The following is a 26,588-nucleotide window of genomic DNA, read 5'->3' as shown; positions in this document are numbered from 1 at the left end:
CTCCGACCGACCGATTAAACATCATGTCCAAGCTCAAACTCTTCAGCCCTCGCCTCACCCGTTGGCTCGTTGTCCTCCTGATGGCGGTCACAGGGCTCACGCTGTGGCTACGGCCCTCCGACCGGGCTGCTGCGCAACAGCGAGCGCAAACGCCAGTTGCGCCACGCTATGTTGCTCAGGCAGACATTCTTCCTGAAGCGCGCGGGCCACAAATAAATCAAAATAAAACCCTCCAACAGCAGGCACCGCAACTGCAATCGCCACAAGCACTCACAGAGAACGATCGACTTCAGCTGCACAACCTGACCGTTGAGAAGTTGCATGATCGCTTGCAAGAAACTCTCGGCAAGCAGCTACCTCTGGTTCGTAATCCCCAACAACCATGGGCTCGACTAGTCATTGAACCTGGCGGAGCCAAGGCCCCCCCCGTAGTCATTACGGGCAACCTTAAGACTGGGGAACTCCGTCTCGCCGGTCGGCCCGATCAGGTGCGCTCTTGGAAGCAGATCATCGAAGCGCTCGACTCGCCAGCAAGAGGGACGCAGCAAACGGCCATGGTCACCACCAGCGGCAAATCGGACGCCAAGGTTCGCCAAGTCGTAAACCTGCTGCTGGCGCAAAACACACAACTCAATGCAGAGAACTCTGACTCGCCCCCAAACGGCGACGCGACAAACTCAAATGCCGCAAGTCCTGGGGAGCAGAACCCCGCTAGCGCGCTCGGTAGCCTGCTTGGTCCTGTGCAGATCGAATTTATCGAGGGCACTCGGTACCTTATCATCCGGGGTAAGCCGGAAGACGTCGCCCGCGTCGAGCAGATCATCCAGCAGATCGAAAATCTCAGTGAAGTTGCCGAGCCTCAGATCACCGTGTTCCCACTTCAGCATGTCGAGTCGACCGCAATTGCTCGATTGGTGCAAAGCACATTCGATTCTGACACGAGTGGAGCCTCGCTCGATCGCATATACGGATCGTTACTGGTGGTGCCGCTGGTTAAACCCAACGCTGTTCTGCTCATTGGGCCGCAACTGTCAGTGGGCAAGGCAAGCGAACTAATCGAAAAACTCGATCTGCCAGGCAAGGCACTGACTCAATTTGAAGTATTCCGTCTAAAATTTGCCGACGCCGAGCGGGCCCAAGAAGTCATCGAGAACGTGTTTCGCACTGAGGAGCAAGAGGGCCTCACTACACTCAGTCCGAAAGCGGTAGTCATCGCTGACTCACGCACAAACGCAGTCATTGTACGCGCCGGTCCTCGCGATATGGCCGAAGTGAAAGCTCTCATCGATGAGATTGATCGTCCCGGCGGAGAAGCTGAAGTAGACATTCAGATATTCAAGCTGCGCAGCTCGGTCGCAACCGACCTAGCCCCCGTAATCCGAGAAGCACTCACCGGCAGTAACGAAGTGGGGGATTCAGACGCGGCCCAACGTGCTTCTGCCGTACTGCGATTGATCACCATTGATGAAAAAGGCCGCCAGCAACTGGAATCGGGCGTTTTCTCCAACGCACAGATTACTGCTGACCAAAACGGCAATTCCCTGATTGTTAGCGCGCCCCGCCCTGCTCTGCCGTTAATTGCGGCACTCATCGCGGAACTTGATAAGGCCCCAGACAACACAGCCGAGCTGAAGGTATTCACAATCAACAACGGCGATGCGGTAAGCCTTGCCGAAATGCTAGAAACACTCCTGGGAGCCGGCGAAGAAGGCAATCAAGGGGAGGGCAGCAGTCCGTTCCAGCTTCGCTTTTCAGTAGATGAGCGTACCAACAGCATCATTGCTGCGGGCAGCCAGGATGAGTTGATCCTGGTCGAAGCGATTCTCTTGCGGCTTGACTCAAGCAACGCTCGTGAGCGCGAGAACCGAGTCTACAAACTCAAGAACGCCAATGCGGAACAGGTGGCGCTCGCCTTGCAAGACTGGCTCGAAGGCCGACGTAATGTGGAGGGGACAGCTCCCGGAGTCGTGAGTCCCTTCCAGCAGATCGAGCGCGAAGTCGTAGTCGTGCCGGAAATTAACAGCAATAGTCTGATCGTCTCGGCCGCGCCGGAATACTACGAGGAGCTCACCAAAATCATCGAGCAGCTCGATGAGCAGGCGCCCATGGTCATGATCCAAGTACTTATTGGCGAAGTCCGCCTGGGAGACGCCGACGAGTTCGGCGTGGAACTTGGACTGCAAGACTCGCTGCTGTTTGATCGTGGTCTGCTGGAGGATATCGATCGCTCCACCAATACCACAATCGTCAACGATCCTGGCGGAGGTTCCACGACTTTTGAGAACCAAGTGATCGACTCAGCTAGGTTTACCCCCGGCTTTGAATTCGGCGACCCCAGTCGCGCGCTCGGCAACGCAGGTAGTGCCGCTTCACTAGCCACCGCTAGTAAAGTAGCAGCACAAAGTCTGTCTAGCTTTGCCGTTGGTCGTGTGAGCCCGGACCTGGGCTTCGGAGGGCTAGTATTATCGGCCAGCAGCGAAAGCGTGAGCATGCTGCTACGTGCGTTGCAAGAATCACGGCGTCTAGAAGTGCTGAGCCGTCCCCAGATCATGGCGCTCGACAACCAAACGGGACGGACCTTCGTGGGCGAAACGGTTCCGATAATTCAATCGACAGCACTGGACAATTTTGGCCGGTTGCAATCCTTTACCACGCAAGTGCCTGTTGGCCTAGAACTGCTCGTCCGTCCAAGAATTAGCCCGGACGGCCTCGTCGTGATGGAAGTCTACGCGGAAAAGAGCGAGCTGGGACCGATCAGCCAAGGCCTGCCGATATCTGTCGCACCCAACGGCGACGCAATACGCGTACCACGTATTAACCAAATCCAAGCGGAAACTACCATTAGTGCGCTCGATGGCCAAACAGTTGTGCTCAGCGGTTTGCTCACCAAAAGCGACTCTGCTCTACATCGTCGAGTGCCTTTGCTTGCAGATATTCCGTTGCTCGGCGATTTGTTTCGTTACGACACGACCTCCACGGTTCGCTCCGAGTTGCTAATCATTCTCACGCCGCACATCGTGCGAAATCGTCACGAGGCAGAGATGCTCAAGCAGGTTGAGTCAGCCCGAATGAATTGGTGCTTGTCCGATGTAGTCGAATGGTCAGGCCAATCAGGATTGCGAAGCGTTGAAGATACCATGGGTGCAGCAAATGCTGAGACGGTTTACCCAAGCGACCTCAGCCCCGGCGAATCCTACATGCAGGGACCTCCGGTAGAGAATATGCCCGTCGGCCAGCCGGACATGGCTCTACCACCAACGAGTTACACACCGTAGTTTTTTAACGGCTTACTGGCACACACAAACTAATCCCTACGCGAACTTACAATGTTACTCGCACAACACAATCCTTGCCTTAGGCCTGCTCTGTTCGCTCTAGTGAGCTGTGCGATGTTGGCCGCTACCGGTTGCAAAAGCGGCAAGAACGACGAGTGGAAGTTCGCCCAAGGCTGGGACGTTCGCAAAGCCGTGGGAATGGAATCGGATAAACCAGAACCACCGCAGACACCTATTCGATTGGTGAGCAGCTGGACGCAGGCTGTACATCATTCGGGGGGCGCTCAGCCGAAGCGTGGCTTTGGTGGTCGGATTGTGTTCTTCAGTCGTGAATCTGATATTCCCGTGCGTGTGGAGGGCCAACTCGTGGTGTACGCCTTCGACGAGACCGATCGCGCAGAGCATGAGACGCATCCCACCAAGCGGTTCATCTTCCCTCCAGAACAGTTCGTCCGCCACGAAAGCACCACGAAGCTTGGTTCTGCCTACAGCGTGTGGCTGCCGTGGGATGACGTGGGCGGCCCACGGAAGAACATCACGCTGATTACGCGATTCGAGCCCGCTGATGGAGCGCTCGTCATTGGCGAGCCCACCAAGAACCTGCTACCTGGTACTGATCTGCAGCCTAAGAAAACGATGTTGGCCGAGGAAAAGCAATCTCAAGACGTCCAACTCGCGAGCTACAAGGAGGGCGACAGCTTAGAACAAGAGACACAAATGAGCGAAGCCAAGAAACGTTTCGATACCGCTACCTTCCAGGTGCCCAAGGGTCTGAGCGACAAGCTGGCCAATGCCAAGCAGGCAAAACCGCTTCGACAAGCAGCGATGTTGCCCGCGCATTCCCCGGTCGATGAACCGGCCAGGCCGACTGCCGATCAACCAGCCCCAACTACGGAGCTGAAAGCTCCGGGCCGGCGTTCGCTGCGGGCTGAACCTCTAAGAGATTCTCTACGCGCGACACTCCCGGCTCGATAGCAGCCAATTGCTCTGCCAATTTGCGATGACGCTCAGTCCAGACGATGCCACGGAGGGTTACTACGCCATCGGATAGTTCCATACTCGGCGTCTGTATTTGGTGTGCTACTGCTCCGCGTGTGAGGCTCGCATTGAGGGAATACTCCGTTTGGCTTTCGGCTGGCAGCTCATAGTCAAACTCCGCTATAAGGCGTACTCGCACGGCAGGCGTTTGCTCCCCACGATCCCTGCGATCGCGTCGCCGTTGTCGCCGCAGATCATTAAGGTCTTCAATCTCACGAGCAATTGTTCGTGCATCGGGCTGCCTGCTCTGTTGGTCGAAAGTGCTACGCACATCTTGCGCGTCGCGACCGACGAAACCGTCGCTGTTGAAGCGTTCCTGCTGATTGTTGCGAAGGCTAGTGATATTCCCACCTCGCAATCCACCCGCCCCCTGCTGACCGCCGAAGCCACCTTGCTGACCAAAGCCACCTTGGCCAAATCCGCCCTGGCCAAATCCTCCTTGTCCGCCAAAGCCTCCCTGGCCGCCAAAGCCTCCCTGCCCAAAGCCACCCTGCTGCCCACCAAAGTTATTTTGCTGTCCAAATTGGGCCTGCGCACCTGCGGGTGAGAAAATTAGTGCAAGGACGCCAAAGGTCATCCAAAAGCTGTGACAAGTTCGCATAATTAGCTCTACTGATTCGCGGTGACAGGTGGCCCACAGAACTCGTTTCATTGTACTCAGTTGCCCGGCATCGTGCGAGAACTTCTCACTTTCTCGTCGGTCTTACTCATTGCAGAGGGACCGCAGCACGCTTAAAACTCAGAGCGAACGCCTGCACTTCTTAGATCCCCCCTCACAGCGAAGCATACCGCATCATGGCCGATTTCAAAGTTACCGAGTTGGACGAAAATCTCGACTTCGGCAACCTACCCTACTGGGACGTTGTCATCATCGGAGCCGGCCCCGCTGGCCTAGCAGCCAGCCTCACGACTGCCCACCGCGGTCTCACCACACTGGTTATCGAAGCAAAGGACCTACCAGGCGGCCAGCCCCAGTTCCTCTACGCAGACAAAAAGATCGTAGATATCCCCGGCTTTCCCGACGGCATTAGTGGCGAAGAACTCTCCTCCCGTGTCTACCGCCAAGCCGTGGACGCACTCGTGCAGTTCCGGTTTAACGAAGAATTGGTCACGGTTGAAGAAACCGAGCAAGTCGAGAAGGAAGACCTCCTCAAGCGAGTCGTCACGAAACAAAGCGAGTACCTCTGCAGAAAGGTCATCCTCGCTTGCGGCCTGTTGCACTTTCCCAGAAAACTACCGGTGCTCGATGCATTGCAGTCCAAGAGCGTGTTCTACAAGATCCCTAAAATCGGCGACTACGATGATAGTCAAGTAGTCATTGTCGGCGGTGGTGACTCAGCTCTCGATGCCGCTGTCATGGCGCGCGACCGCAAAGCAGAAGTCGATGTCGTCGTTCGCGAAGACACACCCATCGCAAAAAGCGATTCCGTAGATCGCTTGATTGCTTCTGGCGGACGCGTCCACTGTGGTACGGAAATCGCCTCAGCCGAGTTTAATGCGGGTTTGATTCGTCTACAGCTGACTAACGAGTCTTCACTCACTGCCGACTACGTCATCGTGCAAATCGGTTTTCTTTCCGCAAAGGAAACTTTTCAGAGGCTTGACCTACGGCTCAATGACGACGGTAGCATTGCTATCGACCCCTACTTTGAAACCAGCCGTCGCGGCATCTTTGCGGTAGGCGATGTGCATGGCGATATTAAGCTCGTAGCCGTCGCGTGGGCTGAAGGCATTCAGGCAGCGATCTACGCCTTCAAGGAGATCACCAGCCCGTACTGGCTAAATGAGAAGCGATTGCGGGATCAAAAAATTGCCATGATCGGCGATAAGATCGCCCAGGGAGCTGGCAAGGGCAGATAAACACACGATTGTGTCCGCAGAATCGAAAGCATTCCCACTTTCTGCGAAACCTCATCCGTAACTTCGTGTTTAGTTACTCTGTTGGCGAAGCCCCTTGAGCACTTCCTCAGCACTGTTGGTCACATTTCGCTTTACACTTTTCGTTGAGTGAATTACGTTGCAAGTTGAAGGTGATGAATAGTCTTTTCAACCTCACTTTCATCTGCAGGCCAGATGTGCTGGGGGGCACAAGCTAAAGGCAGTAAGTACGGAATCGGGCCGGGGGGCTCGAGCCAACCGAAGGTGCCAGCGACGCTACTACTCGTTGGCACTGGGACACCCTATTTCCTAGAGTGTTTTTGGTTAAGGGTCGGATCGGGGTAAGGGCCAATCGGGGGCGACTGGCTATTCAATGCAAAGGTTGCATTGCAAGGATTGCAAATCTTCTAAAAGCAAAAGAACTGACTGCGCTCGCGGTACGCACCCAAAGTGCGCACTAACGGTCACGTCGAGTTGAGTTCCAAGCTCCAAAACGAGCAGCACTCTCGCGAACATTCGTTTCAAGACGTTTGTTTCGAAAAAGTGCCTGCACGTTTGCGTGGAAGGTGCGCACTCAGTCAGTCGCCAACGAAAGCGAGCGAGTGAAGTGGGGCATCTCATCAACTGTGAACGGAGCTTAGCAATGTCGAAATCTAGAAAGCAAAAGAGATTACTTAAGCAGAGGATGCAACGATCTTTGAAGTTCGGTCGGCAAACTCGTATGGAATCGCTGGAGTCGCGCACCCTCTTGGCTGCCGATATAGCGATTGTGGATTTGCCGAACTTCGACGACATCGATCTCGTGAATCCGCAGACAAGTATCGTCGTTGCGGAGGGAACGAGTGAAGTCGATCGCATCAACGCCTTTGTCGATGACAACAATCGGCTGCACGTAGTCGTGAACGGTGACGAAAGCACTTACAACAGCGACGAAATCGACGGCATCGTCGTCTTTGGTGGAGATGGTAACGACCTGATCCGCATGGACGCCTCAGTGCACCAGTGGACGCACATCCGAGCCGGCGACGGAAACGATAGCGTGCAGGGTGGTTCGGGGAACGACGGCATCGACGGCGGTAATGGTCGAGACCGCATCCGCGGCGGCGCTGGCAACGACCTGATTGTGGGTGGTCTCGGTGCGGATGTCATCTCTGGTGGGGTCGGTAACGATGCCCTACTCGGCGGAGCCGGCAACGATCGGTTGAGCGGCGGCGATGGCAACGATGCCATGGCTGGCGGCTCCGGCAATGATCGACTGAGCGGTGATGCTGGCAACGACTGGCTCTTCGGCGATGGTACTAACCAAGTGCCCGACGACTATGCCGGGCTGCATGATTACGCTCGCCGCTATGCGAACGTCAACAGCGGTCGGGATTCGCTTTCCGGAGGCGACGGGAATGACGTGGCCCTCGGCGGACAAGCTAGCGATAGCATCCGCGGCGGCGCTGGCGTAGACATCCTGCTCGGCAACGGTGGTAACGACCGAATGTCTGGTGGCGACCAGCGTGACTACATGCTGGGCGGTCGTGGTTCCGACTGGATGGATGGCGGTGAAGGAGACGATCTGATGATCGGCGATCCGGTCGACCTTTCTACGACTCCCGCTGATCCGGAGATTAACGGAGAGATCGTTCGCGAAGATATCACCAACGCAGACGCACTCTTCCGCTCGATCGATCTCGAGGGCGAGCCCGTCGAAGATGCGCCCACCGCTGGTGCTGAGGTCGCTGCTGTGAATGCTGTGGACCTTGCTTTTGCTGCAAACGACCTCATTTACGGGCGCGGTGGCAACGATACGATCCTCGGCATGTTGGGTGCAGATCGCATCATCGGAGGTCGTGGGAACGATCGCATTTCCGGTGGATCTGGGAATGACGCCATTCGAGGTGGTCGTGGTAACGACACGATCTTCGGCGCCGGAGGCAACGACTGGATCGACGGCGGTGCTGGAGACGATGAGTTGCTGGGGGGTCGCGGCAACGACATTATCCTTGGCGGAATCGGCAACGATAAGCTCGTTGGCGGTACCGGTAGCGATATCCTGTTCGGCGGACCGGGGGCCGATAAGATCGACGCCCTCGATGGCGAAGTCGATTTCCTTATCATCGACGGCGATGATAGCGTCGAGAAAGACCCCGAGGACATCGTGTTCGAAGGACCGTGAGCTAGAAGCTCAGCGAGGAATCGACGAAGCGGGAGACTCAGCAATGAGTCTCTCGCTTTCTTGACGAACCTTCATCTTATTAGCCCGCATCGTCCCGATGACGAGTTTCGCGGTTGGTGAGCGATGAAGCGGCATTGGGAAGATGCGAGCTAACTCGATTCTACAGTTGGATACTCTAATCAATCGAGCCTATCGCTACATAGCTGGTTGCCAATCTCTCAATGCTCCGTGATAATTCGCCTTCTCGCCAATCAAGAAGACAATATTCGCGGAGCAAGACTATGGAATTCGTCGTTGAGAACTCAAATGGCATGCGGGCAAAGTTCATCAGCCGCGGGGCTACTTTGGCAGAATGGCATGTGCCCGACGCCAACGGCGAGACCGTCGATGTCGTGCTCGGCTTTGACGAAGAAGCGGGCTACGCTACCGGGGCGAATCAGCACTTTGGCTGTACGACTGGCCGCTATGCAAACCGGATCGCCAAAGGCCGGTTCACAATCGAGGGCCGTGAGTACCAACTGGCGACCAATATAGGTCAGAATCATCTGCACGGCGGGCCCGAGCGCGGCCTCGATAAAGTCGAGTGGGCAGGCACTGAATTTGATGGCCCCGATGGAAAGGGCGTACGCTTTCATTACGTAAGCCCCGATGGCGAGGAAAACTTTCCTGGCGATCTCGACTGCACGGTTGTGTACACACTCACAGACGACAACGCTATCCGAGTCGAATACAGAGCCACCACGACAAAGCCAACGCACGTGAACCTGACGAATCACAGCTACTTCAATCTTGCGGGACACGGCACAGAGAGCGTACTGGACCACGAGGTCCGCATCAACGCAGACCACTACACCGTAGTAGATGAAGAGGCGATTCCTACGGGCGAAATCGCCGAGGTCGCTGGCACCCCATTTGATTTCCGCGAGCGGCAAACCATTGGGACTCGTCTCGACTCACTCACGGGACCTGATGCCGGCGGGTACGATCATAATTATGTACTCAACGGACAAACCGGTTCGGTGCGAGAAATTGCCGAGGTGTTCGATCCCAGCTCCGCTCGTCGGATGCTGGTGAGCACCGATCAACCGGGCGTGCAGCTCTACATCGGCAACGGCTTGCACGGCCAAACCGGCAAAGGTGGTAAGCAGTACAAATACCGCTCGGCAGTGTGCTTAGAGACTCAGCACTTCCCCGATACGCCCAATCAGCCGAGCTTTCCCTCAACCCTGCTGCAACCGGGGGAAACTTACGAACACGTGTGCGAATACAAATTCGTGTAAGAGATTCGTAAACCGCCAAACTTATTCGGCGCGGGGCACCTTCGGCTAACACGCGCCGAGCAAGCTCGACGGCTAACCTTCATGAAGAGCTGGTCTACTACTCGTCGAAGTGGATTTCGAGGATCTCGAAATTATTCGTGCCTGCTGGGACTTCGATCACCGCTTTTTCGCCGACTTTCTTCCCTAGCAGGCCCTGGCCGAGTGGGCTAGTCACGAGGATCTTCCCCTCGTCATAATCCTCTTCGCCAGCGCCAACAAAAGTGAATTCTTCCGTGTCGCCGAAGTCGAGATCCTTCACCTTCACAGTCGCACCGAACACCACTTGGTCTTTTGGCATGGTGGACATGTCGATGATGTCCGCGGTCGAGAGCTTGCTCTTAAGCATGTTGATCTTCGCTTGCAGCATCCCCTGGCTTTCGCGCGCACCGTGATACTCTGCATTCTCTTTGAGATCACCCTCGGCACGCGCCTCAGCAATGCGCTTTTCAATCTCGGGCATAAGCTCATTTTCCATGTGCGCAAGCTCTGCTTTGAGTTTGTCATAGCCCTTGCGGGTCATCGGAGTGCTGTCAGTCATCTTCGCCTCGCTGCGTTGCTGTGGTTGTGCGACTTTATTTGGATTGAGTTGGTTGTTATCTAGTCAACGCTGCCTGAGAAACGTGGCTAAACAAACAGACGGGCCTCCCTGTGGGAGACCCGTCGCTTTCATGCTCTATTATTTCGCCTACGGCTTGCTGTGTAAAGCCTCTTCCTCGGTCTACTCTTCGCCGATATACAACATCCGACCGCAAGCTTTACAAAAAATGGGTTTCGATAGCAGCAAGTCGTTATGCATATTGAGGGTCATCTGTTGCCCGCAGCCTGTGCAAATGCGACCGTCGGCGAGGGACATGCCGTCGGCACCTTTGCTGCGAATCACGCGGTTGTAGTCTTCGCGAAAATCGCCAGTTAGGCCCTTTTCTGCCTCGGCCAACTCTCCTTCGAGTCGCGTCATGTCCGCCTTCATCAGCACCGCTTCCGCGGCGACCTTCTCGCGGGACTTCTCTAGCTCAGCTTTCCCGGCGTTCGCTTCATGCTGTGCTTTTGCGACCGCTTGCTTAAGCAGTTCCACTTTGTCGAACGATTCGAGGATTTCGTCTTCCAATACGCTGTTTGCCATTTTCGATGCGGCAATTTGTTCCTGCAGAGCGTGAAATTCCTTGTTGCTACTACTCGTGTTGAGCTTTGCCCCGAGGTCTACAATTTTGTTCTCGCCCGTTTGCAGGTCTAACTGCTTCTGATCGGCTGCCATCTTGGTTTTCTGCATCGTGGTCTGAGCATCTGACAGTTGCTCATTGAATTTCTCCACGTTCAGCTCGCGAGCCCGAATCTGACGCGGACCACGTTCCAGCCGCTCCCGAAGATCGGCCAACTGTTGGTGCATGCGATGCAATTCTCGCAAAAGTTCGGCAGTGACTGCCATAGCTGACGGTTCCATTTGGGAAAGAGATCGAATGTAGGGTCTCGGTGAATTCCTTATTGTAGCGGGCATTTCCCGAGTATGAAGGCGGTCGTGGTAATAACGTCGCCAGAAGCCGTTGCTGAGATCCGGCACTTGAATGCGGCGCAGCAAAAAGCCCCAACGGGAAAGCCCGTTGAGGCGCTGCGGGGTCTTAAATAGTGACTAATCTCGCTTTTGCGTACCACTTTAGGCGGCTGCAGGAAACTCCTCAAAGTTGAGGACAGGCTCGCTGGGCATTTCGACGGTCGCTTCCGTGGGCACCTCACCGGCGACATCGCCTGGCTGCTCTTCCCAGGTGACATCTTCCTCGATCACGGGGCTATCCACCACGTACTCGGCAAGTTCGCTGCTTCGCACAGGGTTTTGCAGCTTGGCGACTGCCTTTGCCTCAATCTGACGAACCCGTTCGCGTGTGACCTTGAAAATCCGTCCAACCTCTTCGAGCGTGTAGCAGTACCCGTCGGCCAAGCCGTAGCGGAGTCGCACGATTTCGCGCTCGCGATAGGTGAGTGTCTTCAGTAGTTCATTAATCTTGTCCCGCAGCAGGCCATTGTTGGCGAGATTCAACGGGTTGTCACCGTGGGCGTCTTCCACGAATTCGCCAAAGCTGCAATCGTCTCCCTCGCCCACAGGGCGGTCGAGACTCACGGGAGTACGTCCAATATCAAGCACGTGCAGGCTTTCTTCGAGGCTAATGCCCGCTTCGATGGCCGTCTCTTCGTGCGTGGGCACGCGGCCCAGCTCGTGCTGCAATCGCTTGGCGGTTTGCTGCAATTTGCTGAGCACGTCAATCATGTGAACCGGAATGCGGATCGTGCGGGCTTGGTCGGCGATGGCACGAGTGATCGCTTGACGAATCCACCAAGTGGCATAGGTCGAGAATTTGAAACCGCGACGGTACTCGTACTTATCGACCGCACGCATCAGACCCGTGTTGCCTTCCTGAATCAAGTCGAGAAAGCTCATGCCGCGATTGCGATACTTCTTAGCTATCGAAACAACCAAACGCAGGTTACTGCCTGAGAGATCGCGTTTTACACGCTCAAACTCTTCCAGTTCCGCCTTAAGAAACTCGCAACGGTTCCGCAAGCTGGCGGGAGTTTCGAGCGTCTTTTCCATAAGCTTCTGGAGCTCTTCGCGGACTGGCTTTGTGCGAGTTTCGGTAGCACCTTCTGCCTTGAGCTCATCGAGCTGGCTCTTCAAGAAGTCCATGCGGCGGGACATCTCCGAGAGAGCATCCATGAGCGGTTGCACGCGGCGAGTCCGTAGGCTCAGCTCTTCGACCAAGCGAAGCATCTTGCGACGGCGACGCATGTAACGCTCGCGTGCCTCGCTCTTTTGCTCCTGCGGTAGCTGCTTGCCGGTGAGGATTGCAAAGTCACGACGTTGCTGTTGCATCAACCAGCGAAGTGTCTTCAAGTTGTTCGGCATGCGAGCCGCAACTTGTGGCTTGGTGAGGCGCTCGGTCTGTGAAACTTTTATGGTGCGATCAAACGGCAAGTCGCCGGCGTGCACCTTTTCAAGCACTTCGACAGTGGCTTCCAAAGCATAGAACGAGCGAAGGATGCTGCGTCGCATACGCTTGCGAGAAATCTCAATTTTCTTCGCGAGATGAACTTCCTGCTCGCGGGCCAAGAGCGGGATCTTGCACATCTGCGACAGGTACATCCGAATCGGATCGTCGGTCAGTTTGGGGATGTCCGCGGCTGCGAGTTGCTCGGGCTCTTCCTCAGGCTCGCCGTCAGGCTTCTCTGAGTTGTAATTCATCGGAGAGTTTGGGTCGTCCACGACCTTGATGTTTTGCCCGTCAAGCAAGTCGAGCAGCAGATTCATGTGACGAGCGTCGTTCACTTCGTCTGGCAGAAATTCGTTCGTCTGATCGTAAGTAAGATAGCCTTGCTCCTTGGCCAGGTTGCCAAGGGACTGGAGTTGGCTCTTCAACAGTTGACTATTGGATGGGGCTGCTTGGGATTGCTGGGTCATCACTAAATCCTCTCTGCACATCGTGTGCAAAATGGAAGTTTGCCACGATGACGAGCGCGGGAGCTCGCCAAAGGACGTTCACGAATCAAACCTCTCACCCTTCCGTGGGCGAGGAACCAGATTGTCCGCGTTCTAGGTCTCCAAATAATTTTCTAAGGACTTCGTCTTCACTGTCATCGTCGAGCTTATGTTGGCGAAGTTGTGCCAACTGATTCTGGTGACGCGCCTCCTCGCGTCGACGAGCGGCCGTAGCGAATAGGTCGCTCAGCCGTAGCTGGGGATCGCTAGTATCACGCAACGAATTGCGCTCGTCACAATCGACGAGCAAACTCTTGATTTGTTCATCATCAGTCGCGAGCATCAGCTGCTCGTAAGTCGGTAAGATGCCCACTTCATGCAGATCGCGAGCGAGCTGGAAAATTTCCTTGGCCGATTCACTCGTGGCATCGTCGCCGCTCACTTGCGTGCTCATGAGCGTCATCGCTTCTGGCTGCAAGAGGATCAGCTCGATCAATTCTTGGTCCCAAGCCGTGGGCTTCGTGGCCGGGGCAGAGGAGAATGCCGATTCATCAGGCATTTCCTCGTCATCAGTCATATTCGCTATTGCCGATTGCGTAGGCCGCGTCGCTTGCGGTTTCGCCTGACTCTTACGGAGTGCTTTTAAGCGTGTGCGGAGTGTATCGTCGGCAAGGCCAAACTGGCGGGCAATGCGGCCGACCATCTGCTGTTCGCGAACCAGTGCCGAAGATGTAGAGCTAACCCCGCCGGGCAGTGCGCGGGCGAGCGTGGCGAGAATCGACTCGACGGCTTGCGCCGAGTCATGCGTCGAAGACGCGCCAGATTGTTGAGCCAAAGTTTGCATCACAAAATCCATTTTGTGAGTGAGTGCGTCTTTTGAACTGGCGAGCAGCTCGCGAAACGCGTCGCTTCCTTGCGATACAACAACATCACATGGATCGGCCCCTTCAGGCAACCCCAAAACTTTTAATTCTATCTCAAATTTAATGAAGAGTGCTAGCAGGTTGTCGAGGATGTCCATCGTGCGGCGTTGGCCCGCTTCATCGCCGTCGAGTACTAGCGTAATCGTATCGGTAAAACGCTTTACCAAAGGCACATGCTGCTCGCCCAACGCGGTTCCCAGCACGGCGACAGCATGGTCGATGCCGTGCTGGTGCGCCATGATTACGTCGGTGTAACCCTCCATGACGACAACCTCGCCTTCGCGCGATACACCATCGCGAGCCACATCCAGCGCGTAAAGCTCGCGACTCTTGCTGAACAACGGCGTCTCCGGACTGTTGATGTACTTCGCATCACGCTCGCCAGCGAATTCGGGCAACACGCGCCCGCCAAACGCAATGGGTCGCGAACGCACATCACGAATCGAGAACATCAATCTCCCACGGAACCGGTCGTAGTATCCACCGCTATCTCGCTTGCCGGCGCACCCGACGCGTTCCAACACCGCCGGCGAGAACCCGGCCGCCGCTCCACGCTTGGTAAGCCATTCCCACTCGTTCGGAGAAAAGCCGATGTGAAACTTCTCGACGCTCTCGTCGTTGATGCCACGATCAGCGAGGTACTTGCGGGCGGGTTCCGCAGCGGGCGACTTGAGCAGCGCCTGATGAAACTGCTGCTCGGCCCAAGCAAGCGCCTTCAGTAAATTGCTACGTTCGAACTGACTATCAGTCGGCGACTGGTTGGCAGGCCGTTGGCTGAGCTCTACACCGGCACGTTCGGCGAGCATTTCCAGCGCTTCGCGGAACTCGACGCCTTCGATCCGCATGAGGAACGTGAAAATATCGCCGCCGATATCGCATACCCAACACTTGAACGATTGCCGTTCCGGATTCACTTGCATGCTGGGACGCGAATCATCATGCCACGGGCACAGTCCCACAAAGTTCCGACCTTGCCGGCGCAATTGCAAGTATCCGCCTACGAGCTCGACAATGTCGACCGCCTGGCGAACTTGTTCTTTTGCATCCTGCATATCAGCTAACGACATTTGTGGAATCTCTCTTCAATTCACTACCCTCGTTCCCACGCTCCTGCGTGGGAAAGAACTATCCAGCCGCTCCTGCGGCGCTGAATCCTAAACAGTGGTTTGTTGTGCGAAGGGTTCAGCGCCGCAGAGCGACGTACCATTGCGTTCCCACGCAGGAGCGTGGGAACAAGGGTGTATCTACCTTCGAGGCCGAGTACCAACAACAACTTCCAAGGTGTGCTCTTTCGCACCCGAGTTACTATTGCGAAGGACTTCTACTGGTACTTTATTGCCAATCGGTGTCGCCGCAATCGCTCGGCTGAGTAGCGTCGGATCGTTGTAAGGCTGACCATTCCAACTCAGGATCACATCGCCCGACTCCATACCCGCGTTAAATGCCGGCGTGTCCCTGGTGAGCTTGTAGACTAACACACCCTGACCTCTTTCGAGACCGAGTAGTCGAGCGGCTTGATCCGGCACATTGGAGGGCTCAACGCCGAGAAATCCTCGCTCTACGTAGCCATCACGGCGCAACTTCTCATAGGTATCCCGGGCAAATTCGCTAGGAATTGCAAAGCTGATACCTTGATAGCTCTCGCCGAAAATCATGTTGTTGATGCCCACCACTTCGGCACGCGAATTCACCAGCGGACCGCCACTGTTGCCGGGATTCACCGCGGCGTCGGTTTGTAGGAACTCGTTGTAGGGACCTTGCACGATGCCCCGCCGCTTTGTGGCACTCACGATTCCCGATGTAACCGATTGCTGCAGACCAAACGGGCTACCAAATGCCCACACCGGCTCGCCGACTTCTAGTGCTTCACTATCACCCCAAATGGCAGGCGTCAGCCCGGTGAGTTCTGTTTTTAGGACGGCAAGATCAAAGTCGGGATCGACCCCCACCACACTTGCCGAGCCAATTCGACCATCGCTCAGTTCGATTTCCACGGAGTCGACACCATGCACCACGTGATCGTTGGTCAGGATGTAGCCTTCCTCATCGACGATAACTCCAGAGCCCTGCCCGCTACCACTTCCCCGTCGCGTGCGACGGTGCGTGCGAATGCTCACGACGCTTGGCTTCACCGCTTGGGGGAGCAGCGTGTATGCCTCGACCTGCTGTCCAAGTTTGAAATCTCGCAGATTCTCGCGCGCTACGTCCAACTGGGCACGTTCTTTGGCGGCCGTCATGCTGTATTGAACGCGACCGGCAAAGTAGGGCACGACAAACCCCAAGAGTAGCAAGATCGAGAGCCCAAAAAACACTCGTAGCAGCCTCCCCAGACGCTGCTGATCTTCGGCATTGATATCTGAATAGGCCCCTGATGAATGGCGCTCGAACGGTTGTCCACCTATTTGCTCAGCAACAGGCGTGTTCGTAGTGCTACTCAAAGGGGTGACTGCTAAAGGTTGAGATTCGTCCGTCATACCCGTGAGTCCTGTCTCGGCTGTGAGGGAGATTGTAAAAGGTGCGCGCTCCGCTTGGAGCTTGTCTTGTTAGAATTGTTGCTGGCCTGATGACCGCGACCAGCCTCACCATGCTTCCAATTTTCTATTCTAGCAATTTTGTAGCGGCGTGCAGTAAATGCGAAACTAGCACGAATCGTGCAGTTTCCCACGTTCTCTGCCGCTAATTGACACGATTATGACGTCCAAGTACTTTCCAGACCCTGCAGATGCAACCCCTGATGGCCTCGTAGGTATCGGCGGGGACCTGACGCCCGATCGATTGCTGGACGCCTACCGTCACGGCATCTTTCCCTGGCCCACGTATGCTGAGGACCCCATGCTCTGGTGGTCGCCCGATCCGCGGGCCCTCATGCCGCTGGAGGGCATGCACGTCTCTCGTAGGCTCAGCAGGCGGCTCAAGAGCAATCAATTTACGCATTCGGTCGATAAAGCGTTCGCGCAGGTCATTCATGCCTGCTCCGTAGGCCCCGGCCGCGAGGGCGGCACTTGGCTCACCGAGGAAATGCTTGCCGCTTACGTGCATTTGCACAAATTGGGTCACGCTCACAGCGTGGAAGTTTGGCAAGAGGGAGAGTTGGCTGGCGGCGTGTATGGCGTTGCTGTGGGTGGTGTGTTCGCTGCGGAAAGCATGTTCCACCGGGTTCGCGATGCGTCGAAGGTTGCCCTCTATCGTCTGATCGAACATCTCAACGCACGTGGATACCAGATGCTCGACATTCAGCAATGGACTGATCATACGGGTAGTTTGGGCGCGATTGAAGTGCCGCGAAGAGACTACCTTAAGCGATTAGAGCAGCTAGTCGATTTGCCAGTCAGCTTTTGTTCGTAGCATTCAGAGGGTGGCATGGTTAGCTTGCTACCCTTGCTGGAACTCGGCAGTGAGGATCGCCTAGGAACAACTCTGAAACTGAGCAAGCTGCACAAGATATCCAAGGGCAACAAGTTACGCACGCCACCCAACACTAAGCAATCAACGGCCGAAGCACACTATGGCTAATCTGCAGTGACTGACGCCGGCGTTCTACGTCTCCCTCGAAGGCCTCGTCTTCGACCTCCACACAAACGGGCCCATCGAAGCCCACATCCGTGAGCGCGCCGATAAATTTTCCCCACGAAATATCTCCGAAGCCGGGAATTTTGGCCGTGCTACGCTGCATGGGCGGTTCCAAGGATCCGACCTCGTTGAGCGTGTTGTGGTCAATACGCATGTCCTTGGCGTGGGCATGGAAGATCCGCGAGCCAAACTCAAAGATTGGCGCGATCGGGTCCATGAGTTGCATTTGCAAATGCGAGGGGTCGTAATTCAGCCCAAAACTCTCTGAGGGAATGATCTCAAACATCCGCCGCCAAATCGCCGGCGTGCGGGCCATATTCAGCCCAAACGGCCAGGTGTCGTCAAACAACATCGGGCAATTCTCGATGCCGATGCGCACACCTTTGTCCTCTGCATAGCGCACGATGTCGGGCCAAACCTGCTCGTACTGCTGAAAATTCTCTTCCAGGTTCATGTTCTGGTTCGCGCCAACGAAAGAGTTGGTCGTCGGTAGCCCCAGCAGGGCCGTAGCGTCAATCACTTTGCGAAGATGCCCACGGGAAGCATCTGCTTGATCTTTCTGTGCGGAGAGCGGAATCGAGTAATACCCCAAGGCGGAAATAGCCACGCCGTGCTTCTCGCTCAATGCCCGGGTATCGTCGGCCTGCGATTGAGTAAAGTCCGTACAGTCGAGGTGACAAACCCCACCATACTTGCGATCCGGCCCCCCCGGCGGCCAGCACATGACCTCCACGCAGTCGTAACCCAGGGTGCTGGCGTGCTGAAAGACTTCTTCCAGAGACATGTCGCCAAAGATGGCGCTAACGAATCCTAGTTGCATAGCTTTTCCTAACGACAACTGCCTTCATGTGAAAAAGTAAACTTGAACCACAAAGAACACGAAGGGCACTAAGAAAGAAAAAGGTGGAGCAATCCAAGAGAACATAACAGGGTGGGCATGCCAATCCTGGCAGTAAGTTCAATCCAACAAACCTTTGTGTCCTTCGTGTTCTTTGTGGTTTATTCAATGGCCTTAAACGCTTGCTCAAGATCAGCCTGCAAGTCCTCAACCGCTTCCAAACCAACGGAAAGCCGAATGAGTCCATCGCTGATGCCATGCTTCGCGCGATCCGCCGCATCGTAGCTGGCGTGAGACATCGAGGCCGGCTGCTCGATCAGCGATTCCACGGCCCCCAGGCTCACAGCTAGTTGGAACAGCTTGGTTGATTCGGCAAATTTCTTGGTTGCCGCGAAGTCGCCCGTCAGCTCGAAGCTCAGCATCGCGCCAAAGCCGCCCTGCATCTGCCGCTTAGCAACGTCATGGCCCGGATGCTGCGGCAATCCGGGATACAACACGCGTTTGACCTGGTCGTGTCCGTTCAACCACTGGGACAATTCCAACGCGGTGCGCGACTGCTCACGCACGCGCAGCTCCAAGGTCTTCAGACCCCGCGAGCAAAGAAATGCCTCCAGCGGTCCCATGATCCCGCCAGTGGCGTTCTGCACGAAGTAAAGATCATCGAACAGCTGCTTGTCCTTCACAACCAACGCACCACCCATGAGATCGCTATGCCCGCCAATGTACTTCGTAGCGGAGTGCATCACGATGTCGGCCCCCAATTCCAACGGTCGCGTGAGCACGGGCGTTGCAAAAGTGCTATCAACGCCAAGCAGCACGTCGTGCTTCTTGGCAATTTCCGCACACGCGGCTATGTCCGTGATCGTCATTTTTGGGTTGCCGGGACTCTCGATCCAGACGAGCTTCGTCTGAGGGGTGATTGCCGCTGCGACATTGGCCGCATCGGTGCTGTCGACGAGCGTGACTTCAACGCCGGCGCGACTGGCAACTTTGTGCAACAGGCGATACGTGCCGCCGTAGATGTCACTCCCCGCAACGACGTGATCGCCCGCGGAGAGCATCGAGGTAACACAATGCGTCGCCGCCATCCCAGTGGAGAATGCAAGAGCTCCAACGCTCCCTTCCAGCGATGCGAGGGTCGTCTCAAACTGCTTCCGCGTGGGATTTCCACTGCGCGAGTAGTCGAATTCACCCCAGTCGCCAGCGCCAGGTTGAACAAAAGTCGAAGCAACATGCAATGGTGGTACCACGGCTCCAGTTTGCTTGCAGGCTTCGTTGCCGACATGAATAGCGCGAGTTCGAAAATGCATTACTTACCAAAGAGGCACGGAGGACACGGAGAATAAATTGCGTCGAGTTGTGTACGCAAAGGCGCTAAGTCGCGAGGAACACTCGTCGACATCGCACGCTTTAATTCTAAACATAATTATTGAGCACTCGAACTGTATCATTGAGGGAATTTCTCGAATCTTTGCGCCTTAGCGTCTTTGCGAGAGATTCATTAAATTGCCAGCCTCCGTGACTCCGTGGTTAACCCAGAGCCTGTGCCAAATCGGCCACCAGATCGTCCCCGCTCTCGATTCCACACGACATGCGAATCATGTTATCGGGGATGCCAAATTGATCACGCTCTGCCTGTGTGCATTGGTAATAGCTCATAACCAACGGCTGCTCGATCAACGATTCCACGCCGCCCAGGCTCGGAGCAATGCGTGGTATCTTCACCGCATCGATCACATCTCCCGTGGCCCGCCAGTCGGCATCCTTAACCAGGAATGTCACCAGACCGCCAAAGCCACGCATGGTACGCTTAGCAACTTCGTGATAGGGATGCGACTCCAGCCCTGGGTAATAAACCCGTTCTACACGCGGATGGTTCTCAAGAAATTGGGCTACCTGTAAACCGTTCGCGTTGTGACGTTGCATGCGAAGTTCAAAGGTCTTCAGTCCACGGAGCAGCAGATAGATATTCTGCGGCCCGTTGATCGCGCCCATGATGCCGCGCAACTTGCGAACTGGCTCCAACTTTTCCTGCGTGCCTACCACAACACCGGCCAGCAAGTCGTTGTGCCCGCCGAGATACTTCGTCGCGGAGTGCATTACGTAATCCACACCAGCCGGGATAGGCCTTAGGTTGTACGGCGTAGCGAGTGTCGCATCGATCAGTGTTTCCACGCCGTGGCTCACGCCAATCTCCACGAAGCGGTCGAGATCTACGCAGCTCATGTGCGGGTTGGTGGGCGATTCGCTAATTAACATTTTCGTGTTCGGCGCGATCGCCGCGGCCATCGCGTCGTAGTCGCACGCTTTCACTTGGCGAGTCACAACCCCGAACCGGGCCAAATGCTTCGCGCAGAACTCACGGCTGCGATGATAACACTCGTCGAAAAAGATCACCTCGTCGCCGGATTTGAGCTTCGCCATGAGCAAGCCAACAAATGCCGCCATGCCGCTGGAATAGACCACGGCATCCTCACCCGCCTCCAGGGCGGCGAGCTTTTTCTCGGCAATGCGAATTCCCGGGCTCCCGTAACGACCGTACTCCTCGCGAGGCTGATCCTTCTCAATGAAGTCGATCACCGCTTGCGTGTTTTCGAACGTATAGGTCGAAGCGCAGAAGACGGGATCGGTGATCGAGTCGCCCGGCTTCTGCCGTGCCTCACCGGCATGAACTGCTAGCGTCGCTAGCGACGGCTCTGGCGCAGCATCGGCATTTGGGGACTTGGGAGAGTCTGACTTGGTGGGTTCTGCCATTTCGATGGTACTCATTTTCGAGCTTTCCTAACTTCAGGCGCCGGTGCAATTTTGAACCGCGCAATAAAAAAACCGCAGTCACGCTCGGTGAATGCGGCCCATTACTGATTCTGCTTGAAAGCTTGAGTGTGCCGCGTTTGCCAATTAACCCTGCGAGCTTGCAAAGTTGCTGACAAGGGAGACGCGGTACGACGTCGGCTCTTTAGCAGTTTCGGCTGCAAGCGGCCACAAATCCCGAGTTAGTTAAAGTTTACGTCCGCTAGTAAGCACTTGCAAGCGTCAGAGCGGAAATAGCCGAAAAGCCGGATAGGATACGCACCAATAGCACTGCTATTGACCCGTCAACTCCCGGTTTGAGACTATCGGTGCCCCCGCCGGCTCGCCTGTCCATTCCGCCTAACGAGCAATCTCCGCCAAGCGAGCGTCACTTGTTCCCCATGAGACCTAGCATGCGTCCGTCGGTAAAGCACGCCTCACTCGTTATTCTAACTGCCCTTTCGATGGGTTGGTCGGCCGGCTGCCGCTCGACCCAGTACGCCGATCGTGGCGCAGGTGTTGGCGCGTTGGCGGGTGCTGGGGCAGGTGCCATCATTGGCGATGCCACCGGAGGGAACGCAGGCACCGGCGCACTCATCGGTGCTGGACTGGGAGCTTTGACCGGTGCCGCAGTAGGCGACAGCATGGATCAAATGCAGGCCGAGAATCGCGCTGCGATTGCCGCGGCAACCGGACGCCAAGTCCCCGCCGGCGCCGCCACGATGGAGGAAGTGGTCGCGATGAGCCAACAAGGCGTCGATCCTCGGCTAATCAGTAACTACGTGAGCACCTCCGGAGTTGCCGCGCCACCCTCGGCCGCCGATGTTATCTACCTGCACAAGAACGGCGTGGCGACGGAGGTCATTCAGATGATGCAGAACCCGCCAGCGCCCCAGCAGGTGGCCCAAGCCCCCGGACCTCCAGTTATCGTCGAGGAACACTACTACGGCCCGCCACCTGGCTACGGACCGCGACATCGCTACGGTTACCATCATCGCGGACGCCCTCGAGGCCGAGTGAGCTGGGGCTTTAGTGTGACAAAGTAGCATTGCGAACTGAGTTGGCTCGTTAGCCCTTCTCAATTTCTTGCTACCTGCACACACTGCAACCATGCTTGCAGAAATCATAGCGATTGGCGATGAGCTGATCACCGGTCAACGGCTCGATACGAATACCAAGTGGCTCAGCGAACGCCTGCTGGAATGCGGATCGACGGTCGCCTTCCACACGACTGTCGGGGATGATCTGGCGAACAACATCGACGTCTTTCGTATTGCCATCCAACGAGCCGACATCATCGTTTGCACCGGCGGACTGGGCCCCACGGCAGACGATCTAACCCGCGAGGTGATTGCAAAAGCTGCCGGCGTGCCGCTCGTCTTGGACGAGGACTCACTCAGGCACATCGAAAATCTCTACACCAGTCGCGGTAGAAAAATGCCAGAGCGAAATCGCCTGCAGGCTGAGTTTCCCGCAGGAGCGAGCCCCATTCCCAACGAGCATGGCACTGCACCGGGTATCGCCATGTTGGTCAAGCGAACTGGCGGTGGCAACTGTCAGCTGTATGCGTTGCCAGGCGTGCCCGCAGAACTGAAACCGATGTGGGCTAGCTCGATCGCTCCCGAGATTATTGCCTCTCAGTCCGAGCCAAGGATCACCGTGCACCGGCGTTTGAAGTGCTTCGGCGCGGGCGAAAGCCACCTTGAGGAAATGCTGCCCGACTTGATTGCTCGCGGTCGCGACCCCGTAGTGGGAATCACCGTGAGTGATGCCACGATCACGCTGCGTGCTACCACCAGCGGCCCCAACGAAGCGGCCTGCCTGGAGAAAATCGAGCCCACGCTGCAAATCATTCGCGACTCGCTCGGCACACTCGTGTACGGCCAGGAAGACGACGAGCTTGAGCATGCCGTGCTACGATTATTGAAAGAACATCAGCAGACGTTATCCGTAGCCGAATGGGCAACCGGAGGATTGCTCTCAGAGCGTTTAGAACTGGCGGACGAGGAAGATCACTTTGTTGGCGGAGCGGTCATACGATCGCTCAAGCAGGCCTCGTCCTCTTTGGGCGTTGCAGCCGTTCTTGAGCCCAACAGTCCCCAACTGGCCGAAGCACTTGCCGAAGCGATACGCTTGCAAACCGGTGCCGACTATGGCCTAGCGGTCTCTGCTTTTCCGCCTGACAGAAATGCTCCGGAAGCTCATGTCTTTGCAGCTGTAGCAAGTGCCGAGGGGACTCGCAAAACACGCTTTGCCTGTTCCTCGCATCCGGCAATCGTAAGAGCCCGCACTGCGAAACAGGCAATGAACACATTACGGCTCACCCTGCTGGGTAAAGTAAAATAGAATCTTGGTAACTAGGATTCGCCACAGAGACGCAGAGACGCAGAGACGCAGAGACGCAGAGAGATACAATGGGGACTATCTCCTGTGTATGTCCTGAAAAGGCAGGTGTGAATTTTTTTCCAGTTCTACAGCATACCATTTGAAACACTGCGTCTCTGCGCGAGACCTAACCGACAGCGACTAACACGTGCCGAAAATCCGCTTAGCAGCCGCTTCACTGAACCAGATACCGCTCGATTGGGAAGGTAATCGACTACGAATCGTCGCTGCGCTCGATGCCGCGCGAGAAGCGGGCGCCGCTCTACTCTGCCTCCCCGAACTGTGCATCAGCGCCTATGGGTGCGAAGATACCTTCTTCGCCAAGGGAGTCCAGCAGACTTCACTAGAAGTGTTGCTCAAGCTGCTGCCAGATACCCACGGCATGGTAACGACCGTCGGTCTACCGCTGGTCGTAGACGGTGTGTTGTACAACGCCTCCGCATTGATTGCCGACGGCACGCTTGTCGGTTTCGCTGTGAAGCAGTATTTGGCCGGCGATGGTATTCATTACGAGCCGCGCTGGTTCCATCCGTGGCCGCAGGGGAAAACTTCACAAGTCGAGATTGAGGGCAAGAGCTATCCTGTCGGCGACCTTGTTTTTGATTGTCAGGGCATAAAGATAGGCTTCGAAATCTGTCGCGACGCGTGGGTCGAGAATCGCCCCGGCATGCAACTCGCGAAACGGGGCATCGATATTCTTCTCAACCCCAGCGCAAGTCACTTTGCATTTGGAAAGCAAGAAATCCGCCGCAATTTTGCCAAGCAGGCCGCCCGCGAGTTCCACGTGGCGTTCGTTTATTGCAATTTACTGGGCAATGAGTCGGGACGCGCCATCTTCGATGGGGGTACGCTCATCGCTGCCGGTGACCGAATCGTTGCCGAGGGCCCGCGACTCTCGTTTGCTGACTCAACGATGGCGACAGCAGATATTGATTTAGAAACGATTCGTGAGAAGCGATTGGAGGCACTGTGCGCGGCGAAGCCGCAAGCAGAGGTGGCGTGTGAGTTTCAGTTTCCGAGCGCTGTCGATTCAATTCCGGCTACGCAAATGAGTCCCTGGGATGCTTCGCCGCCACCGAAAGAGGAAGAGTTCGCTCGGGCGGTGGCGTTGGGCTTGCACGACTATCTGCGCAAGAGCCGCTCGCGCGGGTTTGTTGTTTCGCTCAGTGGCGGTGCGGACTCATCCGCAGTGGCGACGCTCGTATGGCTTATGGTGAAGCTTGCAAGTAACGAACTGGGCGAAGCTGGCTTCGTCGAACGACTCGAATACCTAGCGGAGCAGTCCAGCGAGCAATCGCATTTGCCGGTTAGAGGATTGCTCACTTGTGTCTATCAAGCCACCAAGAATAGCGGCGAGGTCACTCGCAACGCTGCCGAGAGCGTTGCCGGCGCACTCGAGGCGGAATTCCTGCACTGGAGCGTCGATGAACTCGTTGAAGGTTACACAACGACCGTCTCTAAGGCGATCGGTCGTGAACTGACGTGGGAAACCGACGACGTATCGCTGCAAAACATCCAAGCTCGTGCTCGCGGGCCCAGCGTTTGGCTGTTGGCAAACATTCGCGGTGCGTTGCTATTGGCCACGAGCAATCGCAGTGAGGCGGCTGTTGGCTACGCCACAATGGACGGCGACACGTGCGGCGGGCTTTCTCCCATTGCCGGCATCGACAAGGCGTTCTTGCTCGATTGGCTAAGCTGGATGGAGACGACCGGCCCGCAAGGAGTTGGTCCGCTCCCGGCACTCGCTGCAGTTACGAAGCAAGCTCCCACCGCTGAGCTGCGTCCGCCCTCAGAAGGACAGACCGACGAAGCCGACCTCATGCCCTACGCTGTGCTGGACGCCATCGAACGGGCGGCGATCCGCGACCGCCTCATGCCGCTAGAGGTGTTCAAGGAACTGCAGCCAGAGTTGAGTGAGTATTCAAGGGAACAATTGGGCACTTGGGTCGAACGTTTCTTTACGCTTTGGTGCCGCAACCAATGGAAGCGTGAACGTTACGCGCCATCGTTCCATTTAGATGATGAGAACCTCGATCCGAAAACTTGGTGCCGGTTCCCGATTCTTTCGAGCGGGTTTGAACGTGAACTGGCGGAGTTGCGGGAGTACTTGGCAAAGATGTGCTAGGAAGGGCTAATAGGAGAGGATAGCCGCGACACTTCGTCCGCAGAACGGATTGCCTCCTGTAAGGCATTACTCGGACAAGTGTCGGGGTCGCTTGCGACAAGAGGCCTTCTAACCCAACTTCAGGATTATCTAAAACCTCCTGTGCTGCGCACACCGACCCCCCTCCCTTGCAGGCATTTAGTAATCCTCATGCGATTGGAGGAGGAAGTGTCGGTGCTACCCATGCCACCCCAGAGCTCATCCCTTCACGATCCGCCAACAACGGTGAATTCGCTTATTGCGAGAGTCTTCTGGCACGGTCTGCTTGCTGATTTCTCGAACACTGGCGCTCTCGACTAACGCCGTGACTTGCTACGGCGAGCGTCTTTTTTTCCCGTATCTCAAGCGAGATAGGAAGCTACTCCCCAGCCCAACTTGGATCGCCAGGGTCATGCCGTATGGGAGAATTCGAAATAGCCTGCAAGTACTCGTCAACCTTTTTGTCGAAGTCATCGTGTGTTTCATAGCTCGGATGAAACCCTGAACGAAGCTTGCGCATTCCCTGAATCACCCGATCCGTATTGCCGTTTTCCAATTCAACAATGGTATTCTCGATGAGATCTTTGCTAGCTGCGCCGTAGAGAGAATTCAAATTTAACCGCTCAAGTGAACCAACGACCCAAGCGACACCAAACGACATCGAAAGTGCAGCGACGCCCAATACTACTCTGAGGCCTCGACTCGGTTGAAATTCAGATATAAACCAGGCGATAGGTAGTGCTACCACAAGCAAGAGAATAATGATAATCATCTCGTCAGCCCAGGGAAATGAGGTTTGATT

The 26,588-nt window shown here is 55.9% G+C and carries 19 protein-coding genes; 9 read left to right on the top strand and 10 right to left on the bottom strand.

Features of this window, described 5'->3' with window-relative positions; all coding sequences use genetic code 11:
• The first annotated feature begins 23 nt into the window (after nt 1-23).
• Both HG15A2_RS08920 and HG15A2_RS08915 read left to right on the top strand, forming a co-directional pair.
• Nucleotides 24-3,275 (top strand): secretin N-terminal domain-containing protein, encoded by a 3,252-nt coding sequence (locus HG15A2_RS08920; RefSeq protein ID WP_145059787.1) that lies wholly within the window; start codon nt 24-26, stop codon nt 3,273-3,275.
• A gap of 51 nt (nt 3,276-3,326) precedes the next feature.
• A complete protein-coding gene (locus HG15A2_RS08915) occupies nt 3,327-4,250 on the top strand; it encodes a hypothetical protein (protein ID WP_145059785.1) in 924 nt (307 codons plus the stop codon).
• Here the strand turns inward: HG15A2_RS08915 and HG15A2_RS08910 are convergent.
• Nucleotides 4,165-4,914: a BON domain-containing protein gene (locus HG15A2_RS08910; RefSeq protein WP_145059783.1), complete on the bottom strand. Its 750-nt coding sequence runs from the start codon at nt 4,912-4,914 to the stop codon at nt 4,165-4,167. The genes HG15A2_RS08915 and HG15A2_RS08910 overlap by 86 nt on opposite strands.
• A 194-nt stretch (nt 4,915-5,108) precedes the next feature.
• On the opposite strand from HG15A2_RS08910, the gene HG15A2_RS08905 reads away from it, so the two are divergent.
• The 3 genes from HG15A2_RS08905 (at nt 5,109) to HG15A2_RS08895 (ending at nt 9,635) form a co-directional block, all read left to right on the top strand.
• Nucleotides 5,109-6,173 (top strand): NAD(P)/FAD-dependent oxidoreductase, encoded by a 1,065-nt coding sequence (locus HG15A2_RS08905; RefSeq protein WP_145059781.1) that lies wholly within the window; start codon nt 5,109-5,111, stop codon nt 6,171-6,173.
• Between the two features lie 661 nt (nt 6,174-6,834).
• A complete protein-coding gene (locus tag HG15A2_RS08900) occupies nt 6,835-8,355 on the top strand; it encodes a calcium-binding protein (protein ID WP_145059779.1) in 1,521 nt (506 codons plus the stop codon).
• A gap of 281 nt (nt 8,356-8,636) precedes the next feature.
• Nucleotides 8,637-9,635 carry an aldose epimerase family protein gene (locus HG15A2_RS08895; RefSeq protein ID WP_218932425.1) on the top strand — a complete coding sequence of 333 codons (999 nt, stop codon included), beginning with the start codon at nt 8,637-8,639 and terminating at the stop codon, nt 9,633-9,635.
• 97 nt (nt 9,636-9,732) lie between these two features.
• Here the strand turns inward: HG15A2_RS08895 and greA are convergent, their stop codons facing one another.
• From greA to HG15A2_RS08870, 5 genes are all read right to left on the bottom strand, one after another.
• On the bottom strand, nt 9,733-10,212 hold the full coding sequence (gene greA / locus HG15A2_RS08890; RefSeq protein WP_145059775.1) for a transcription elongation factor GreA: 480 nt from the start codon (nt 10,210-10,212) through the stop codon (nt 9,733-9,735).
• Between the two features lie 180 nt (nt 10,213-10,392).
• On the bottom strand, nt 10,393-11,097 hold the full coding sequence (locus tag HG15A2_RS08885; protein ID WP_145059774.1) for a zinc ribbon domain-containing protein: 705 nt from the start codon (nt 11,095-11,097) through the stop codon (nt 10,393-10,395).
• 225 nt (nt 11,098-11,322) lie between these two features.
• A complete protein-coding gene (locus HG15A2_RS08880) occupies nt 11,323-13,119 on the bottom strand; it encodes a sigma-70 family RNA polymerase sigma factor (protein ID WP_145059772.1) in 1,797 nt (598 codons plus the stop codon).
• Between the two features lie 94 nt (nt 13,120-13,213).
• Nucleotides 13,214-15,127, bottom strand: a complete 1,914-nt coding sequence (dnaG, locus tag HG15A2_RS08875; protein WP_145059770.1) for a DNA primase — start codon at nt 15,125-15,127, stop codon at nt 13,214-13,216.
• 177 nt (nt 15,128-15,304) lie between these two features.
• Nucleotides 15,305-16,534: a S1C family serine protease gene (locus tag HG15A2_RS08870; RefSeq protein ID WP_145059768.1), complete on the bottom strand. Its 1,230-nt coding sequence runs from the start codon at nt 16,532-16,534 to the stop codon at nt 15,305-15,307.
• A 217-nt stretch (nt 16,535-16,751) separates the two neighbouring features.
• Here HG15A2_RS08870 and aat point away from each other — a divergent pair, with 217 nt between their 5' ends.
• Nucleotides 16,752-17,405, top strand: a complete 654-nt coding sequence (gene aat, locus HG15A2_RS08865) for a leucyl/phenylalanyl-tRNA--protein transferase (RefSeq protein WP_145059767.1) — start codon at nt 16,752-16,754, stop codon at nt 17,403-17,405.
• A gap of 133 nt (nt 17,406-17,538) precedes the next feature.
• Here the strand turns inward: aat and HG15A2_RS08860 are convergent, their stop codons facing one another.
• From HG15A2_RS08860 to HG15A2_RS08850, 3 genes are all read right to left on the bottom strand, one after another.
• On the bottom strand, nt 17,539-18,450 hold the full coding sequence (locus tag HG15A2_RS08860) for a sugar phosphate isomerase/epimerase family protein (protein WP_145059765.1): 912 nt from the start codon (nt 18,448-18,450) through the stop codon (nt 17,539-17,541).
• Between the two features lie 179 nt (nt 18,451-18,629).
• Nucleotides 18,630-19,778: a trans-sulfuration enzyme family protein gene (locus tag HG15A2_RS08855; RefSeq protein WP_145059764.1), complete on the bottom strand. Its 1,149-nt coding sequence runs from the start codon at nt 19,776-19,778 to the stop codon at nt 18,630-18,632.
• Between the two features lie 220 nt (nt 19,779-19,998).
• A complete protein-coding gene (locus tag HG15A2_RS08850; protein WP_145059762.1) occupies nt 19,999-21,237 on the bottom strand; it encodes a trans-sulfuration enzyme family protein in 1,239 nt (412 codons plus the stop codon).
• 422 nt (nt 21,238-21,659) lie between these two features.
• On the opposite strand from HG15A2_RS08850, the gene HG15A2_RS08845 reads away from it, so the two are divergent.
• The 3 genes from HG15A2_RS08845 (at nt 21,660) to nadE (ending at nt 25,768) form a co-directional block, all read left to right on the top strand.
• Nucleotides 21,660-22,304, top strand: coding sequence for a glycine zipper domain-containing protein (locus HG15A2_RS08845; protein WP_218932424.1), 645 nt, complete (start codon nt 21,660-21,662; stop codon nt 22,302-22,304).
• Between the two features lie 64 nt (nt 22,305-22,368).
• A complete protein-coding gene (locus HG15A2_RS08840; RefSeq protein WP_145059761.1) occupies nt 22,369-23,604 on the top strand; it encodes a CinA family nicotinamide mononucleotide deamidase-related protein in 1,236 nt (411 codons plus the stop codon).
• 187 nt (nt 23,605-23,791) lie between these two features.
• A complete protein-coding gene (gene nadE, locus HG15A2_RS08835) occupies nt 23,792-25,768 on the top strand; it encodes an NAD(+) synthase (RefSeq protein WP_145059760.1) in 1,977 nt (658 codons plus the stop codon).
• A gap of 397 nt (nt 25,769-26,165) precedes the next feature.
• Here nadE and HG15A2_RS08830 read toward each other — a convergent pair whose 3' ends face one another.
• Nucleotides 26,166-26,558: a hypothetical protein gene (locus HG15A2_RS08830; RefSeq protein WP_145059758.1), complete on the bottom strand. Its 393-nt coding sequence runs from the start codon at nt 26,556-26,558 to the stop codon at nt 26,166-26,168.
• Nucleotides 26,559-26,588: the final 30 nt, after the last annotated feature.

Source organism: Adhaeretor mobilis (genome assembly GCF_007741515.1).
Classification (GTDB): domain Bacteria; phylum Planctomycetota; class Planctomycetia; order Pirellulales; family Lacipirellulaceae; genus Adhaeretor; species Adhaeretor mobilis.
Note: the sequence above shows the minus strand (reverse complement) of the source record. Positions and strands in the feature narration are given on the sequence as shown.